Source organism: Bacillus sp. FSL K6-2841, assembly GCF_037976435.1.
GTDB lineage: Bacteria > Bacillota > Bacilli > Bacillales > Bacillaceae > Bacillus > Bacillus pumilus.
Genome location: NZ_CP150266.1, coordinates 342,219 through 358,468, shown reverse-complemented (window position 1 = coordinate 358,468; position 16,250 = coordinate 342,219). Strand labels below are relative to the sequence as shown.

The following is a 16,250-nucleotide window of genomic DNA, read 5'->3' as shown; positions in this document are numbered from 1 at the left end:
CCGTTTCAAATTATTTTTTCGTCATCCCTTTTAAAGCAAAGGCAATGTTTGCCGGCCGTTCTGCAAGACGTCTCATGTAGTAGCCATACCACTCTCGTCCATACGGGGTATAGACTCTCATTTGATAGCCTTCCTTCACAAGTGCCTGCTGCGTTTCTGATCTCATGCCATACAGCATTTGAAATTCGAACTGACTTGTCGGTATATTGTGTTTTTTCACAATATTTTTCGTGAACTCGATCATTTGATCGTCATGTGTCGCAATGGCTGTATAGTTCCCTGTGAGTAATTGCTTTTCGATCAGCTTCTTGTAATTCTGATCAACGTCTTTTTTGTTTGGATACGCCACTTCGGCGGATTCCTTATAGGCACCCTTTACAAGTCGTAAAAATGGATTCAGCTCATTCAGGTCATCAAGATCCTTTTCTGTTCTGTACAAATACGCCTGCAAAACCGTACTGACATACTCATATTGAGATTTCATCTCTTTAAAAATGTCCAGCGTTTTTTGACAGCGCTGTTCATCCTCCATATCGATTGTCACCATGATACGGTGTTTTTCTGCCGTATCTAAAATACGTTTCATATTGCGATACACAAGGTCATCGTCAATATCTAGTCCAAGTGATGTCATTTTGAGTGACACGTGGGAATTGAGCTTGGCCTCTGCAATCCGCTGAATGGTTTGAATACACTCATCCGTCCGCTCATTTGCAATCTCTGCCTTTGTGACAAACTCACCAAGGTGATCGACTGTTACAGCCATTCCTTGATCATTTAATCGTTTAATGACAGAGATAGCGCTCTCAAAATCTTTCCCACCGATGATTTTCTTAGATGCAACAGCACTTCCCCAATTACGAGCAATATGGTTCAAGAGACTGCTCTTTGACAAAAACAAGAAGAAATTTCTTGTGACCGACTCCATAAAGGGCACCTCCCACTCTTTGTAAGCTATGTCTTTATTGTAAGGCTCATAAGCTGTCCGCTACAATATTTGAAGATGACAAAAATTCTGACTTTTTTTGTGGTTTTATCACAATAAGAGATAAAAAAAGAGTCTGCCGCTATCCGGCTGACTCTCCCCTCCTACGCCCACACCTCATCAAGGGTAGACTGCAAAAGCTCATTTAATTCTTGCATCAGATTGTCTTTCGGCTGATTGTAGCTTTTCACCAATTCATCAAAACGCGCCAGCTCTTGATCAATAAATGGATGGACATGAGCGAGACGGTTCTCTACATCCATTTCTTCTCCGTCCATTTTACGTTTGAGCAGTTCGTGAATTTCTGCTAACAGCGGGCCTTCCTCCACTAGCTCCTTGAGTAATTCATGAAAGTCCATTGGTGGAACTGTTCGGTAACGTTCAATCCACTGACAGGCAAGCAGAGGACGAAGCACATAGAAATACTTCTTGATTCGCACCTGCTCTCCTCGTAAATGCCGGCTCTCATTCCGCTTCGCCATATTGAGGTAATGATACATCAAAGCCGCAGGATAAAACGCTCGATCCTTTAATTCTCTTAGCTGCTTTGCCAAAGAGAAAGATTCAGCATAGATGATATCAGAAGACAGCCATTCCATAATGGACGGATTTGATTTATTGAATAGGCGCAGTGCCTTTCTAAGCTCCCAGCCGCTGATATCAAGCATGTCATCAATCGGCCGTTCAATGACATCACGATGCTCTTCCATCGCCCAATACCATTCTTTCCGGGGAACATATAAAAAGCGAACATCATAATCACTATCGGTCGAAGGAAATCCCCATGCCCTGCTGCCTGATTCGACGGCAAGACAAATCTTTACGTCATACGTTGTTTCGATGATTTTCAGCTCTTCCTTAATTCTCTCTCTCAAGTGTCCATCAACTCTTTCTATAGAATTCTGCATGACTTCTTCACGTTTTGGGAAAATACGAATAAGACATATATGAAAAAGGAGTTGGATCTGATGTCTATATCTCGCATTATGAAATGGATCACTGGGATTTTTGAAGCTTGCCTTGCTATCCCTGTGATCGGAGGTCTATTCGTTATTAGCAATGGCTATTCGCCGCTCATGGTCATGCTTATTCTGCATATTATCACACTCGTCTTATCGAAGCGAGACCAGGGACCAATGATTGGAAGTATCATTGGAATTGTCACATCCTGCCTTGCATGGATTCCGATTCTCGGATTCATTCTTCATATCATCACTGCCCTTGCCCTCATTATCACCGCGTTAGTGCCTGATGAAAAAACGAGACAGAATACGAACTATTAAAAAAGAGGCCCTCCTAGAGAGTGGCCTCTTTTCTTTTAATTCGTTAAATGATTTTGTAAGAAGGCAAGCTTCTCTGTTTGAAAAGCCGGGATGTACTCGTGTCCAAAATAGCGGTACACCTTTAAATCTTTATCTGTTTCTAAATGGTTGTATACCGCAAACACAGTAGATGGCGGGGTGATTTGGTCGATCAAACCGATTGCCATCAACGTGGGCTGTTTCACCCATCCGGCTAAATTGATCAAATCAAAATAGCTTAACGTCTCAAATACCTTTTCTTCCGCTTCTGGATCACTGTTTCTGCGAAAGTATGAATTGATTTCTAAATAAGGCTGCTGTAATGCCACATCTACCGCACGTTCGAAATTTGATAAGTACGGATAATCTGCCACGACGACCTTCGGAATGTCTGAAAGTGCTGCAGCTGCAACTGCTAGTGCACCACCCTGGCTGCCGCCCACCACACCGATTCGGTGTTCATCCACTTCTGGGAAGGACTGAATCACGTCGAGCGCTCGAACCGCATCTAAATAAACACCCCGATAATAGTAGGTCTCTTTCGATAAAATACCTTTTGTCATCCAGCCCAGAGACTGCCCTGCTGGTGTCACTGTCTTATCTTCACTGCCGCCTTGACCGCGGACGAGCATGCCAAATGTCGCATAGCCATGGAGTGCCCAATTGACGATGTCATGAATGTCGCCGTCATAGCTTGCATTATAGCCATGAAAACGAACGAGTGCTGGATGCGGACCTGTTTGATCTGGTACCGCATACCAGCCTTCAATTTGAGATTGACCAAAGCTTTGAAACGTCAGGCGATACACCTTAACGCCCTTTACTGGATAATCATAAGGTTCAAGTGCTGGCTCTGCCTCCACTTGGTTCAGTTCTTCAAGCGACGCCTTCCAAAAGTCTGAGAAATCAGGACGTGCTGTTTTCTTCGGTTTATACTTTTTTAGCTCATCTAACGGTAAATCAAACAACTGCATATCCTACTATCCCCCTTTGTTTTATTAGTTATGTGTATCATATCACTGTTTTCTTGACGAAGAAAGACATTTTCACCACAAAAGACAAAACCTTCTGACATTTCTATTGGCAAAGAAGATTGAAACCTTTATGATAAAGAAACTGGCTTGAAAACTAGAGATTCTTAGACAAAACAAATCAACAAATCCATTCATGGATTTCACATTCGCAATCATCGAATAAAGGAGGAACCTGTATGAAAATCGCCCTTGTCCAGATGGACGTACAAATTGGAGAACCTGATGTGAACTTTCAAAAAGCAGAAGCATTTTTAGAAGAAGCGATCCGCGAGCAGCCTGATCTGATCATTTTACCCGAAATGTGGAATACTGGTTACGCTCTTGAAAAAGCCGATCAGCTAGCGGATGTAAACGGTGAACGAACAAAACAGCTTTTCTCTTCCTTTGCCCGTAAGCACCAAGTCGTTCTCATTGCAGGAAGTGTATTGAACAAGCGCACAGAAGATGAGAGGATCACCAACACGATGTATGGATTTAACCGCCAAGGTGAGCTTTTAGTCGATTATGACAAAATTCATTTATTCCGCTTAATGGATGAGCACAGCTATTTAACCGCTGGTGATCAGCTTGGTTTATTTGACTATGATGAGGATGTGAAGATCGGGGCGATGATCTGCTACGACCTTCGCTTTCCGCAGCTTTCCAGAACACTTGTCAACAAAGGGGCGAAGGTGCTTATCAATACGGCGCAATGGCCATCAGCAAGAGTAGATCATTGGCGCAGCTTGCTTATCGCAAGAGCGATTGAAAATCAGTCATTTATGATTGCTGTTAACAGAACAGGCACAAGCAGAGACACTGAATTCCCTGGACACTCCATGGTGATTGATCCACTTGGCCGTATTTTACTTGAAACAAACCATGAGGAAGATATTTATTATGCGGACATTGATCTTCAGCTAGTGGATGAAGTAAGACAGCAGATTCCTGTGATGACAGATCAGCGTCTGGATATTTATTAAAAAGCAGGGTGCTCCCCTGCTTTTTGCATTTAATTAAACGTTTGTTTAAGCTTTTTGATAAAGGTCCATTAGGGCTCGAGCGGCTTTCGTTAAATACCTTTCTTCCACATATGCAAACACAAGTGTACGGGTTGGACATGAATCAATTTTCAAATAAGTGACTTCGTTTCTTTCCTCTTGTGCCAACATTTTCGGCACAACTGTCACACCTAGTCCATTTTTGACCAATGCCTGTGCTGTTTGAATATGACTTGTTTCAAAGGTTATCTTCGGCTGAAAACCATGATGATGACAAAGTTCTGTGACCACTTGTCGAAAGCCATATCCCTCTTTCAGCATAATAAATGCGGCATCTTCCAAAAGGCGAAACGGAACAGTCCCTTTCTGATCTGCTTGATTGATGATATCGTTCAATTCCGCCTGTAACCAAGGTTGAGCAGATGGCGGTACTGCAAGAAGAAGCGGCTCTGTCAGCATGTGTTTCGTTTTCAATGATTCATGCTCGACCGGCATAGATAAAATAGCCAAATCCAGCTGACCAGCCAATAGAAGTTTTTCTAGCTCACGAGGTGATTCTTCTATTAGTTGAACGTGAACATGAGGATACGTTTGGCAAAAGGTTTTTAATAAACCGGGCAAGACATATCCCCCTGTGACGGCTGGCGCCCCAATGTTCAGCTCTTTCCCCACCTCATAAGTTGCTTCTCCCATTTCACGCAGCAAATCATCTCTTTCCTTCAAAATGTTCTCTGCCCTTTTAATGAACCGGCTCCCTTGAGGTGTGGGTGTGACTTGTCCATACTTTCGAATAAATAGGGGTGTGTCTAATTCCTCTTCCAGCTTCTTTATTTGTTGGCTTAAAGAAGGCTGTGCAATGTGAAGCTGGTCCGCTGCTTTTGTAAAACTTTTCTGCCGGTACACTTCCATGACATATTCCATCATTCGTATATCCACTTTCATCACCTCATAGGTTTTAACTATTCATGTCATATCTTTTATGTCTTAGACAAATAACAAAAGGAATTTTACGATAAAGAGACAACAAAAGGGGGAGAAAAAATTGAATCCATATGCTAAAGCCGAAAACCAATTCTCACAAAATGCCGAGAACTATCGAGATTCACCTATATTTGCAGCCGGAGAAGAGTTGGAATGGATAAAAGAGGCAGCAAATACGAAGGGTCATGAGCATTTACTTGATATCGGCTGCGGAGCAGGGCATACCGTTTTTTCCTTTTCAGACATTATTTCTAAAGGGATCGGCATTGATGTCACGCAAAAAATGATCGAGGTTGCAGCAGCACTTGCAAAAGAACGCCAGCTGGAACATATTATTTTTGAACGGGCAGCCGCAGAAGCATTGCCATTCGCTGATGAATCATTTGATATCGTGACGTGCCGGTTTGCCGCTCACCACTTTCCAAACCTTCCCGCAGCCATGTCTGAAATCAGCCGGGTCTTAAAAAAAGGCGGCGCATTTCTGCTCGTCGACCATTATGCACCTGAGAATGCGGCACAGGATTCATTCATTAATCACTTAAATAGACTCAGAGATCCTTCTCATGTGCGAGAAAGCTCTTTATCAGAATGGGAAGAGCTTTTCGCTGCCAACCAACTAACTCAAAAAGAGATTCGTTTCTGGGATCTGCAAATTGATTATCAGGACTGGATCATACGTGGACGCACACCAGAAAATGTCCAGCAGGAGATCGTTTCCCATCTTCAAGCCGCAGACCCTGATACAAAGCAGCTATTTCAGCTTCAATTCGATGCACAGCAGCAGCCTATTTCCTTCTGCTTAAAAGCTGCACTCATTCAAGGAATCAAGAATTGAACTTATAGAAAAAGTCTACCTTCATCGGTAGACTTTTTATTTCGGATATACATCTTCACTGTCTCACAGGTATGGCTTTTCATGTTTCTATTATATGATAAATGAACGGAGATCGGTTAGGCATTTTAAAAATTGTACGTAGATCCTCTGAATAAAAAAGAACCTACCCTCTTTGGAATAAGTTCTTCACTGCGTGCGTCAATCACGGTGCAATATCCTCTAATACTTTCTCGCGCGTTTCGATCATTTTAAAAGCAAGAATTGCTCCCACTATAGTCACACTTGCGAAAAGAATAAAAATAGTTGAAACACCGCTCACCTCTAAAATAAAGCCTATCATAATAGGAGCAATCGCTGAGGCCAGCCTAAGCCAAGCAGTAGCAAATGCCGTTCCAATCACCCTCATACGAGTTGGATAAATTTCAGGTGTATATAAATAGAGAAGAACTGTGATTGTCCCCATCATTCCGTAAGCAGCGGACCCTAAATAGATCACACTTTCTGGAGAACTCGCTCCGCTGATCCATAAAGCAGTTAATAAAGCACCTGTTACAATAAATGCAATGGTTGCCCAGCGCTTTCGTCCTACTTTATCAATCAAAAATGCACAAGCGAATACACCGACAGTCTGTAAAATATTTGTCAGAGAGGCTGCCCTTAATGAATCTCCAACTGGCAAATTGTAAACCGTATTATAAAGACTTGGTAACCAGTTATTTAAACCATTCGATACAAAGTAGGCAGAAAACCATAGTCCCCATACGATCAATGTTCTTTTACGGTAGAAAGTTGAAAAAAGCTCTTTCCAGTCGCCCTTTTCAGTACTATTAGATACTTGTTTTACAGGCATTCGTTTGTCAGTACTAGCTTCAATTTCTACAATAATTCTTTCGGCCTCATCTAATCTGCCTTTCGAAATCAGCCATCGTGGAGATTCACGTAACATAAAAAAGAATACAAAGACGATTAAACCTCCAATACCTCCAATTAAAAACATCCACTTCCACCCAAAACTAGGTACCACAAATGCGCCGATTTGAGCTGAGATCATTAAACCTAAAGGAAAAATCATCTCATAAAGCATAAAAAATCTACCTCTCCCTTGAGCTCGGGATAGCTCATTGATATATGAGGCTGCTACCGGCACCTCTCCTCCTACCCCAATCCCTTGTATAAAACGAAAAATAAACAGTGCCATAAAATTACCTGAAAACACACATGCAATACTCATGACGGACATGAGGAGTACAGTCCACTTTGCACTAAAAACACGGCCACGCCTTTCTGCTAACCACCCAAAGAAAATGGCACCAATCGCTTGTCCTATATAACCAGACCCAATAAGAAGACCAATTTGAGCAGGTGATAAACTCCACATGCCGATGAGAACTGGGAGAACAAACGCTAAAGACAGAGCATCAAAAGCATCAAAAAAGGTGGCAGATCCCATAATGATACGAGGCTTTAAATGCCATCTAGAAAAAGGTACACTTTCCATTCTCGTCAATAGTTGTGAAGCTCTATCAACAACTTGCCCATCATGAGAATTTGAATTTCCGCTGACTTCTAACGTCATGATATCTCCTCCTTATTAGAGGAAATGATGCAAAAGTACATGCCGAAGAGCGCTAAAGAAATCGCTTACATTTCAAATCAAGAGACATTCTAAAGCGTTCATACGAGTTTTCAGCATCTATCATTTCTTTTTTGGCGTTCCCGTGGTGCCCCGATCTATATAGTACATAGGGAAGATATGCTCCATTTCCTCTATCAGATCTCCATCTAATACCTGTGTTAATAAAGAAACAGCTTTTCTCCCCATGCCAACTAAATCAACATGAACTGAAGATAAAGAAGGGGTTAGAAAGCTTGCAATGGGCACATCATCGGCACCAACGACAGACAAGTCATGAGGTATAGACACATTTGCGTGATCTGCAGCTTTCATGACCCCCATCGCCAAAAAATCTGAAGAGCAAACAACTCCAGTCATGTGCTGGTTTCCTTGGAGAAATTGAGAAACCACTTCTACTACTTTTCCCCCATCAAATTCATCTAACTCAAACACAAGTTCTTTGTTCATTGTTAACCCTAAATTTTTAAGTGTTCGCTCATATCCATTGTAATACCTGACACTATGCATCGAACTCATTGGACCATTGACCAGCCCAATGGTTCGATGACCTTTCTCAAATAAGGCCGTTACAGATTGACACACACCTTCTTCATCATCTGGTCTGACACATGGGAAAGGAGAATCCTCTAAGTAACTTCCAACAACAATAATGGGAATCGCTAAACTTTTTAACCAATCCATGCTCAATTCTTCATTTCTTGGCGAAAATAAAATCGCACCATCTACAGCTTGCGTTTCAAGTAATCGCTGCTGCTGTATAGATGTAAATGACATCAACATATTGAATTCAGTTTCATCTAACTCTTTCGCTATACCATCTAAAATCGTCGAAAAAAATGGATTATTCAAAATATATGAGCCACGCGGAACCACGACCGCTATATTCCCAGTCTTTCTTTTAACGAGCCCTCTGGCTCCTAGATTAGGACGATAGCCTAACTCATCAATCACTTGTTTGATTCTTTCAGCCGTTTGAGCACCTACTCCTGGTTTACCACTTAATACTCGGGAAACAGAGGCGATAGACACTCCAGCTTTCAATGCGACATCTTTAATACTTACTGACACATTTCATACCTCCGGGAGTCTGTTGTTTTATACACTATTATAACCTGACTCACCTTCATCATGAAATCAATGGTCTGTTATCTACCGACGTTTTCCTTAAGCAAACCAACACTTTGAAGGCCCTGGCGAATTTCTTCTTTTTCCTCATCAGTTAAAGGTAATACCGGCTTCCTAGCAAGCGAGCTGCTGATCAAACCTCGCTGATACATCGCTTCTTTCATGCGCAGATGAGAAGTAGATGAAGGTTCATCCATTTTATACACAGCATGCTTTAATTCAAAGATTCTATCGTAAACTTTATTAGCCGCTACAAGGTCTTTTTCTTCCACACATTTCACAAGTTCAGCGATCAAATCTGGCACGAAACAGCCGAAACCTACAAGTGCTCCATCAATGCCTTGAACCAATGTTGGCAATAAATATTCATCATGACATGTGAGTAACGATACATCTGGTGCATGTTTTTTCAATGCCCGTACATCGACCTCGTATTGTGCCATGTCTCTTTGACCAATTTTAAACGAAACAACATTCTCAATTTCCGACATTTCTAGTAATTGACTGGTTGTATATGAGGTTTTTGTCCATGTTGGATATTGATGGACAATGATTGAAATATCAATCGCTTCTGCAACATCTTTAAAGAATTGGACAGGTGATTCAGGCTGCATACCGAATCTTAGCCATGAATGTGGCGGCATGAGAAGTATACCTTCACCACCAGCTTCTTCAACGGCTTTTGCATGCTGGATCGCTTCAATTGTCCCTTCTGCAGAAACCCCAGAAATGACAGGTACTTCCCCTTTTAATTCGTCGGCTGCAATGCGCACTGCTTCAGCTCGTTCATGTGGCAGTAAAGTCATAATCTCGCCAGTATGTCCATTGACAACGATCCCGTTAATCCCTTTGTGATCCGCTACCCAACGGACAAGCTTACGAAAAGCAGGTTCATCAATTGAATAGTCATCTTTAAAAGGAATTAAGACAGCCGGGAATACACCGCTCCATTTTTCTTTATTTTTCATAAACAAATTCCTCCCCACTCGTTATAGTAAACGTTTACGGTAAGCGTTTACGTAAACAATCATAGAATGATATCGCCGAGGGTGTCAACATTATTTTTTAAAAATTATAATAATTCAAAATACTATTATTGAATTTTAGATACTATTTTATTTTTCCAAAAAATAAAATGAGGGGTATATTTTGTTTACTATATCAACCAAAAAACCTCATCATCATGATTTGGTTGATGATGTATGATCACTTTTTCCAAACAGTCACACACCAAAAAAAGGATAAATAAATTTTACTGTCAAAACATCATCCTATCTACGAAGAAAAAGGCATCAATAGAAAAAAGTCTACCCTAAACGGTAGACTTTTTTATTTCGAATATAAATCCCAGCCAAGCTTGAGTGTGTCCACAATATAATTGGCGACTTCCTCAGCCTCTAAATGATCTGTTTCCACTCTGGAGTTATGAAGAGAATATATCTCACGGCGTTCTTCAAACAACTCTTTCATTTCATCAAGTGACCGGTTGTGAAGAACAGGACGGTTTTCAATTAAAATATCAAGCCGCTGCTTCCAATTCTCCCAAGAAAGGTCAAGGAAAAGAACCGTACAATGCTTCAAGCAGGCACGTTTGATTTCTTCCTGTTTGAATGCACCGCCTCCAAGTGAGACGATCTTAAGCTGTGTATGTTCGCATAAATCGACGATATAATCCTTTTCAGCCTGTCTAAAGAATGCTTCTCCTTTTTGCTGAAACATCTCTGGAATCGTCATGTTGTATTTTTTCTCAATCTCCTGATCGACATCAATAAAATCTCGATATAGCTTTTTGGCAACTAGCTGACCAATGGTTGTTTTCCCAACACCCATAAAGCCAATGAGAACAATATTCCGCTGTCTTACAGGGATTTCTCTATTGATTTTCATGATCGTGACACGTCCTCCTTACGACAAGGAATGCTACATAATGTTTCTATTATATGATAAATAGAGCGCGAAAAGATAGGCAATCTTAAAAATTGTGTTTGACGACGTAGCCGAGCTGTTCAGAAAGCCTTTGTGCCTGTTCTTTCACTTTTTGCTGCAGCTTGGGAATGACTTCTTCAGTAAACCGGTGGGTTGGACCAGATATGGATAAACAAGCCTTCACTTCCCCATGAATGTTAAAGACTGGTGCCGCTACTGCCGCAGAGCCTACCTCTCGTTCATCGATGCTGCAAGAAGTATACGTGTCAAGAATATGTTTACATTCCTTTTGCCAGTCATCTCTCATCACATGATCAGCCTCAGACGCTAATACTTTTTGTTGAAATTCTTCACTTTGAAATGCCAATAATACCTTTCCGCCTGCACCTGCGTACAATGGCAGCTTCTCACCAATTTTGACAAGATGCCGAATCGATTGCAGCCCTTCCGCTTGTTCAATACAAACCCTGCTTGTTGCATCCAGTACATACAGGTTGACGGTTTCTTTTGTTTCATCACGAAGTGCGTACATGAGTGGTTTAGCCAGTTCTCTCAATTTAATGGACTTCCCCGCAATGTATCCAAGGAGATAAAGTCTTTGACCCAACCTATATTTCATTGTGTCTGGATTCTTTTCCACAAAATGATTCATTTCAAGTGCTTTGAGCAGTCTCGTTGTAGTAGACATTGCTAAATTCATCTCTTTTGAAATATCCGTTAGCGTCAGCTCTTGCCGTTCTTCACTAAAACAATAAAGAATATCCAAAGCGCGCTGAACCGTACGCAGTCCTGATTCTTCTTTTGACTTCTTATCAGCCATGTTCACTTTCTCCTTTTCCCCTTTGATTTCTTATCGACACAAACGATCGATTTTGCTATAATCCATTTTAAACGTTCCACTATGAGAAAACAAATTCCGTCAGACGGAATAAAATCAATTGAAGATTTGATGGAGGTGGCATTTGAATGTACCTGCTCGTTTTTACACTTCTGATTAGCTTATCTATTGTTCATCAGCTATTTCCCGCTGCCATACTCTCCTATTTTGTTGGTCTGCTGGCTGCTGCTTCGCTCACCATTTCTTTTAAGAAAGCAAGTGGGCTTTATTTGAAAACAGGTGGTATGTTTCTCATGATTGGCTTGTTCTTATTCTTTTTATCCGACCAGCCATTGCACACTTTTTTTCTTCACTTTCATTCCATGCTAGGCTTGCTTTCTCTATTTTTCATGCTGCCTTTTATTCATTCTCTCATACATGTTGGACATTTCGATACACAATTAAATAAACTGCTTACACTACATACAACGAACACAAACCAGCTATATCGCAAGAGTTCATTTGTCACTCATATTCTTGGCATGTTTTTAAATATCGCGACGATCCCCTTACTATATACATCGCTCAAACCGTCGCTGGAATCCCTAAAAGAACAAGTGAAACAACATCTTTATACACGCAACCTTTTAAGGTCATATGCATTATGTTTAAGCTGGAGTCCTGTTGAAGTGCTCGTAAGCGTCACCATTGATGCAACCAAACTCAAATATTATCAAATTGCACCTGTTACTTTTGGTTTAATGGTCATCGTGCTGGCGACAGATTGGATGCTCTTTTCTCGTCAAAGCAAACGATTCCCAAACATCATTCAGTCCGCAGAAACAAACTCCAATCCTCGTCGAATTAAGCGAAAAACCCTTCAGCTTGCTTTCATGCTGCTGAGTTTTATGACAGCCGTCTCACTTGTCGATGCATGGATTGGGAAAGGCTATTTATTCGCTGTTGTGCTGACCATTATTCCATTTGCTCTATTATTCTCTTCTGTTATCAAAAAAAGAAAACAATATATAGCCGTCTCTGTCCCTCATTGGAAAGAAAGAACCCGTCAGCTCTCCAACTATATGTGTCTATTTTTAAGTGCTGGCTTCTTTGTCGATATGCTGCTTGCCACAAACAGTATGCAGCCGATTCAAGCATTTATTGTCAGTATATCAGACCATACTATTTTGGTTTATTGTGTCATTGGGTTATATTTTCTGATCACCGCTCTTTGCGGCTTTCACCCGCTCGTTTCGCTTGCTTTGTTAGTCAGCATGATGGCACCTGTCATCCAAGAACTGCCTGTTCTCCCTATTGCCATCATGCTGATCGTTGCTGGAACATCAACTGTCATGTTTAGTCCTTTTAATGTTTCTGTCTCCCTGTTAGCTGATTTGATGAAGGTCAACCCTTACCGTATTACACGCTGGAATATATGGTTTGCTGGCTTTTATATCAGCATGGGTATCGCATGTGCAACGATCATCACCGTTCTTTTTTATTCATAAAAAAGAGAACTCACCTTGGTTTGAGTTCTCTTTTGCTTTCTCACTCTGGTTTTAATTGAATACGTTCTATTTTCCCTACGATAAAAATGTACGACAATGCCCCTCCTAATGCGACTAAACTGACGAATAAAATCCCCCCGTTGTAAGAGCCTGTCGCCGACACGATGAATCCGATAATAAGCGGAGTGATGATCCCAGATAAATTAGCAAAAAAATTAAATACACCGCCAGCCAGCCCAACCATTTCCCTTGGTGCCACTTCAGACAGCATCGTCCAAGAGATATTAGACAGTCCTTGTGCAAATGAAGCGATGGATAAAATGGTCAGCACAAGCGGGATATTCGTTGTAAAGTTTGCTAAAACAATGGTACTCGTCAGAAGCAAGCCAACCACTACCGGCAGCTTCCTCGCTACATTAACGGATACGCCCTTTTTAAGCAGCCAGTCAGACACATAACCTCCAAACAAGACCCCAAAGAATGCAGCAATATAAGGAAGAGAAGCAGCAAAACCTACCTTAAGAAACGCCATATTTTTCGCCTCTGCTAAATAGGTCGGAAACCATGTTAAAAAGAAAAAAAGTGTAGACGCAACAGAGAATTGACCAATATAGAGCCCAATCAATTTACGATATTTTAGAAGGGCGGCAAAGTCTGCCCATTTCAGTTTCTCCTGTGATGCGACTGTCATCCCTTCGCCTTGCCGGATGAATTCTAACTCATCTTCATTCACCTTTGGATGCTCTTTCGGTTCGTGATAATACTTGTACCAAAAGAAAGCAAATATAATACCGAGCGCACCTGCTGTAATAAAGACGGTTCTCCAATCGAAAGTCGTCATGATCCAAAAAAGAAGAGGTGTCGCAAAGGCAAGACCCACATACTCTCCAGCTGTGTATACTCCTGTTGCAAAAGCCCGTTCCCGCCTTGGAAACCATGTGGTGACAATGCGGTTATTCGCAGGAAATGCGGGAGATTCTGTAATCCCAATCAACAAACGACAGCCGAATAAAAAGGCAAAGCTGTTCGCAAACGCCTGCAGGCCTGTGAAAATAGACCAAGTAATGAGTGATATCCCATACGTTATCTTTGAGCCAAATTTATCGAGAATAAAGCCGCCTGGTATTTGCATCGCTGTATATGTCCAGCTAAAAGCTGAAAAAATCAGGCCTAATAAGGCAGGATTTAATTGCAATGAAGATTGAATAGCAGGTGCAACAATGGATACACTGGCTCGATCAATATAATTAATGGCGGTAATAAAAAACAACAGAATCAATATGCCAAAACGGGCTTTCGTTGGCTTCATATAAGCGGGCTGCAATTCATTTCCCTTCAGTTCTGAATGCACTTTCATAACCATCCTCCTTTGTTTCCGCAGCGTGCGGTTCGGTTGAGCGCCTTAAATAACCCCTTTTTCTTCCAATCGTTTGCACTCTTCTTCTGTTAAGCCAAGCATATTTGTTAAAATCTCAAAATTATGTTCGCCTAAATCAGGTGCAATGTGACGGATACTTCCGGGTGTTTTTTCAAACTTCGGAATGATCCCAGGCACCTTTACTTTCCCAAGACGAGGGTGATGTACCTCGACGATATTCTCTCGTGCTTTAAATTGCGGATGCTCAAAAATATCCTGAATACTTAAAATTGGGCTCACAGGAACGCCATGAGTATCTAGAATTTCTAATAGGTCATCCCTTGTTTTCGACGCGATCCATTGAGAGACGATCGCATCCATCTCTTTGTTATGCTTCAGCCTAGATGCATTGACCGCGAATTTTTCATTCTCTAATAAATCTAATCGATTCATCGCCTCTGCCAATCGATTGAAGGTCGAATCGGTACTCGTCACAAGAACCAAATAGTGCCCATCCTTTGTCTCATAGGTGCCGGCAGGGCTTGAATGACCGCTTAGCCCCGGTGAACGCTCACGCACCTTCCCAAGCTTGTCATATTCTGCAACCAAAAATTCTAACATACGAAACACAGATTCATAGAGGGCCAAATCCACCATTTGCCCAGTTCCTTCTGGATGTGTATCTCTGTAATACATCGCTGTCACGGTAGCAAATGCCACATATATGCCTGCAATATAATCAGTTAAAGAAAAGGAAGGACTGACTGGATGCCGGTCTGGAAACCCTTGAATATATGTAAAGCCGCTAAACGCCGTCGCAGGTGTTCCAAATCCGGCCTTGTCCTTAAACGGGCCCGTTTGTCCATAACCCGAAACACGAATCATAATTAATTGAGGGTTGATTTCTTTTAATACATCGTACCCTACGCCCCATTTTTCGAGTGTTCCAGGGCGAAAATTTTCAATCAACACATCGACCTGACCTGCAAGCTTTTTAAAAATATCTTTTGCTTCGTCTTTATGCAGATCGAGTGTGAGAGATTTCTTATTCCGTGAGAGACCTGACCATCTAAGTGGTTCGCCTTCTGCAAAAGGGCCAACATGCCGCAGCGTATCGCCTTTACCAGGAATCTCGACTTTGATGACCTCTGCACCAAAATCCCCTAGAAGCACCGCGCCATAGGGTGCAGCGATCATCGTAGAGACGTCTAATATTTTCATTCCTTCGAGCGGTGTATTCATATTCATTGCTTGACTCCCTTTCATTCAAATGATGAAGGGCTAAATAACTTTCTATTTTAGCCCTTTTCATCTTTCTGATTGACTCGGAAGGCCCTGATAGTTCAAAAGGAGGGCTTACCGGTGCAGTTTTTTTAATCCTTCGGAAGCTGCCCTTGCGGTGTGTAAAGCCAAATGAGCCATAAAGGTTCATCTCCTGTATTTACATGCTGATGCGAGACACCATCTGGAATGAACATGAAATCATTTTGTTTAAAGGACTGCCTTTCTCCATCACAAATGACTTCACCAGATCCTTTAATCACATAATCAAATTCCTCTGAACCCGGGTGATTGTGCACTGAACTTGCTTCTCCCGGTTCAAAAATGGTGAGACCCGCCATCATATGCTCTGACCCAACAGTATCTGGTGTAATGGTTTGAAATACCTTTCGAATCATTTGCTCCTCTGGATGATCTAAACCTAACCATAATGGGTTCCCATCTTGAAACGGATTTAATACTTTAATTTTCATTGTTCATTCCT

The 16,250-nt window shown here is 41.6% G+C and carries 16 protein-coding genes; 4 read left to right on the top strand and 12 right to left on the bottom strand.

Annotated features, from left to right (window positions below; translation table 11 throughout):
- Positions 1 to 10 precede the first annotated feature (10 nt).
- Together MHH68_RS01935 and MHH68_RS01930 are read right to left on the bottom strand one after the other, a co-directional pair.
- On the bottom strand, positions 11 to 928 hold the full coding sequence (locus tag MHH68_RS01935) for a proline dehydrogenase (RefSeq protein WP_058015277.1): 918 nt from the start codon (positions 926 to 928) through the stop codon (positions 11 to 13).
- A 161-nt stretch (positions 929 to 1,089) separates the two neighbouring features.
- A complete protein-coding gene (locus MHH68_RS01930; RefSeq protein WP_081042336.1) occupies positions 1,090 to 1,893 on the bottom strand; it encodes a nucleotidyltransferase domain-containing protein in 804 nt (267 codons plus the stop codon).
- A gap of 60 nt (positions 1,894 to 1,953) precedes the next feature.
- Between MHH68_RS01930 and MHH68_RS01925 the strand changes: the two genes are divergently transcribed.
- Positions 1,954 to 2,268 carry a hypothetical protein gene (locus tag MHH68_RS01925; RefSeq protein ID WP_268496630.1) on the top strand — a complete coding sequence of 105 codons (315 nt, stop codon included), beginning with the start codon at positions 1,954 to 1,956 and terminating at the stop codon, positions 2,266 to 2,268.
- Positions 2,269 to 2,303: 35 nt separating this feature from the next.
- Here MHH68_RS01925 and MHH68_RS01920 read toward each other — a convergent pair whose 3' ends face one another.
- Positions 2,304 to 3,260 (bottom strand): acetylxylan esterase, encoded by a 957-nt coding sequence (locus MHH68_RS01920; protein WP_268496631.1) that lies wholly within the window; start codon positions 3,258 to 3,260, stop codon positions 2,304 to 2,306.
- A gap of 236 nt (positions 3,261 to 3,496) precedes the next feature.
- Between MHH68_RS01920 and MHH68_RS01915 the strand changes: the two genes are divergently transcribed.
- Positions 3,497 to 4,282 (top strand): carbon-nitrogen family hydrolase, encoded by a 786-nt coding sequence (locus MHH68_RS01915; RefSeq protein WP_061406700.1) that lies wholly within the window; start codon positions 3,497 to 3,499, stop codon positions 4,280 to 4,282.
- Positions 4,283 to 4,327: 45 nt separating this feature from the next.
- Here MHH68_RS01915 and MHH68_RS01910 read toward each other — a convergent pair whose 3' ends face one another.
- Positions 4,328 to 5,224, bottom strand: coding sequence for a LysR substrate-binding domain-containing protein (locus MHH68_RS01910; protein WP_339164873.1), 897 nt, complete (start codon positions 5,222 to 5,224; stop codon positions 4,328 to 4,330).
- Positions 5,225 to 5,342: 118 nt separating this feature from the next.
- Here MHH68_RS01910 and MHH68_RS01905 point away from each other — a divergent pair, with 118 nt between their 5' ends.
- Complete coding sequence (locus tag MHH68_RS01905) at positions 5,343 to 6,116, top strand: class I SAM-dependent methyltransferase (protein ID WP_339164871.1); 774 nt, start codon at positions 5,343 to 5,345, stop codon at positions 6,114 to 6,116.
- Positions 6,117 to 6,318: 202 nt separating this feature from the next.
- Here the strand turns inward: MHH68_RS01905 and MHH68_RS01900 are convergent, their stop codons facing one another.
- The 5 genes from MHH68_RS01900 to MHH68_RS01880 all read right to left on the bottom strand — a co-directional run bounded on the left by MHH68_RS01900 (position 6,319) and on the right by MHH68_RS01880 (position 11,623).
- On the bottom strand, positions 6,319 to 7,692 hold the full coding sequence (locus MHH68_RS01900; protein ID WP_058015271.1) for an MFS transporter: 1,374 nt from the start codon (positions 7,690 to 7,692) through the stop codon (positions 6,319 to 6,321).
- Positions 7,693 to 7,812: 120 nt separating this feature from the next.
- A complete protein-coding gene (locus MHH68_RS01895; protein ID WP_058015270.1) occupies positions 7,813 to 8,820 on the bottom strand; it encodes a LacI family DNA-binding transcriptional regulator in 1,008 nt (335 codons plus the stop codon).
- 77 nt (positions 8,821 to 8,897) lie between these two features.
- Positions 8,898 to 9,845 (bottom strand): dihydrodipicolinate synthase family protein, encoded by a 948-nt coding sequence (locus MHH68_RS01890; protein WP_003213849.1) that lies wholly within the window; start codon positions 9,843 to 9,845, stop codon positions 8,898 to 8,900.
- Between the two features lie 361 nt (positions 9,846 to 10,206).
- Positions 10,207 to 10,764 (bottom strand): shikimate kinase, encoded by a 558-nt coding sequence (locus MHH68_RS01885; protein ID WP_050943259.1) that lies wholly within the window; start codon positions 10,762 to 10,764, stop codon positions 10,207 to 10,209.
- A gap of 85 nt (positions 10,765 to 10,849) precedes the next feature.
- Positions 10,850 to 11,623, bottom strand: a complete 774-nt coding sequence (locus MHH68_RS01880) for an IclR family transcriptional regulator (RefSeq protein ID WP_058015269.1) — start codon at positions 11,621 to 11,623, stop codon at positions 10,850 to 10,852.
- Between the two features lie 146 nt (positions 11,624 to 11,769).
- Here MHH68_RS01880 and MHH68_RS01875 point away from each other — a divergent pair, with 146 nt between their 5' ends.
- Positions 11,770 to 13,128, top strand: a complete 1,359-nt coding sequence (locus MHH68_RS01875) for a hypothetical protein (protein WP_339164868.1) — start codon at positions 11,770 to 11,772, stop codon at positions 13,126 to 13,128.
- Between the two features lie 40 nt (positions 13,129 to 13,168).
- Here the strand turns inward: MHH68_RS01875 and MHH68_RS01870 are convergent, their stop codons facing one another.
- The 3 genes from MHH68_RS01870 to MHH68_RS01860 form a co-directional block, all read right to left on the bottom strand.
- A complete protein-coding gene (locus MHH68_RS01870; RefSeq protein ID WP_339164867.1) occupies positions 13,169 to 14,485 on the bottom strand; it encodes an MFS transporter in 1,317 nt (438 codons plus the stop codon).
- A 45-nt stretch (positions 14,486 to 14,530) separates the two neighbouring features.
- Positions 14,531 to 15,733, bottom strand: coding sequence for a CoA transferase (locus MHH68_RS01865; RefSeq protein WP_180309617.1), 1,203 nt, complete (start codon positions 15,731 to 15,733; stop codon positions 14,531 to 14,533).
- Positions 15,734 to 15,858: 125 nt separating this feature from the next.
- Entirely contained in the window at positions 15,859 to 16,239 is a 381-nt protein-coding gene (locus tag MHH68_RS01860) for a cupin domain-containing protein (protein ID WP_003216877.1), read from the bottom strand.
- Between the last annotated feature and the right edge of the window lie 11 nt (positions 16,240 to 16,250).

Excerpts from the sequence above, each read along its gene's own strand:
- MHH68_RS01875 (WP_339164868.1), top strand. The coding sequence starts at position 11,770 with ATGTACCTGCTCGTTTTTACACTTCTGATTAGCTTATCTATTGTTCAT.
- MHH68_RS01880 (WP_058015269.1), bottom strand. The coding sequence starts at position 11,623 with ATGGCTGATAAGAAGTCAAAAGAAGAATCAGGACTGCGTACGGTTCAG.
- MHH68_RS01890 (WP_003213849.1), bottom strand. The coding sequence starts at position 9,845 with ATGAAAAATAAAGAAAAATGGAGCGGTGTATTCCCGGCTGTCTTAATT.
- MHH68_RS01925 (WP_268496630.1), top strand. The coding sequence starts at position 1,954 with ATGTCTATATCTCGCATTATGAAATGGATCACTGGGATTTTTGAAGCT.
- MHH68_RS01910 (WP_339164873.1), bottom strand. The coding sequence starts at position 5,224 with ATGATGGAATATGTCATGGAAGTGTACCGGCAGAAAAGTTTTACAAAA.
- MHH68_RS01900 (WP_058015271.1), bottom strand. The coding sequence starts at position 7,692 with ATGACGTTAGAAGTCAGCGGAAATTCAAATTCTCATGATGGGCAAGTT.
- MHH68_RS01885 (WP_050943259.1), bottom strand. The coding sequence starts at position 10,764 with ATGAAAATCAATAGAGAAATCCCTGTAAGACAGCGGAATATTGTTCTC.
- MHH68_RS01865 (WP_180309617.1), bottom strand. The coding sequence starts at position 15,733 with ATGAATATGAATACACCGCTCGAAGGAATGAAAATATTAGACGTCTCT.
- MHH68_RS01935 (WP_058015277.1), bottom strand. The coding sequence starts at position 928 with ATGGAGTCGGTCACAAGAAATTTCTTCTTGTTTTTGTCAAAGAGCAGT.
- MHH68_RS01860 (WP_003216877.1), bottom strand. The coding sequence starts at position 16,239 with ATGAAAATTAAAGTATTAAATCCGTTTCAAGATGGGAACCCATTATGG.
- MHH68_RS01915 (WP_061406700.1), top strand. The coding sequence starts at position 3,497 with ATGAAAATCGCCCTTGTCCAGATGGACGTACAAATTGGAGAACCTGAT.
- MHH68_RS01920 (WP_268496631.1), bottom strand. The coding sequence starts at position 3,260 with ATGCAGTTGTTTGATTTACCGTTAGATGAGCTAAAAAAGTATAAACCG.
- MHH68_RS01930 (WP_081042336.1), bottom strand. The coding sequence starts at position 1,893 with ATGCAGAATTCTATAGAAAGAGTTGATGGACACTTGAGAGAGAGAATT.
- MHH68_RS01870 (WP_339164867.1), bottom strand. The coding sequence starts at position 14,485 with ATGAAAGTGCATTCAGAACTGAAGGGAAATGAATTGCAGCCCGCTTAT.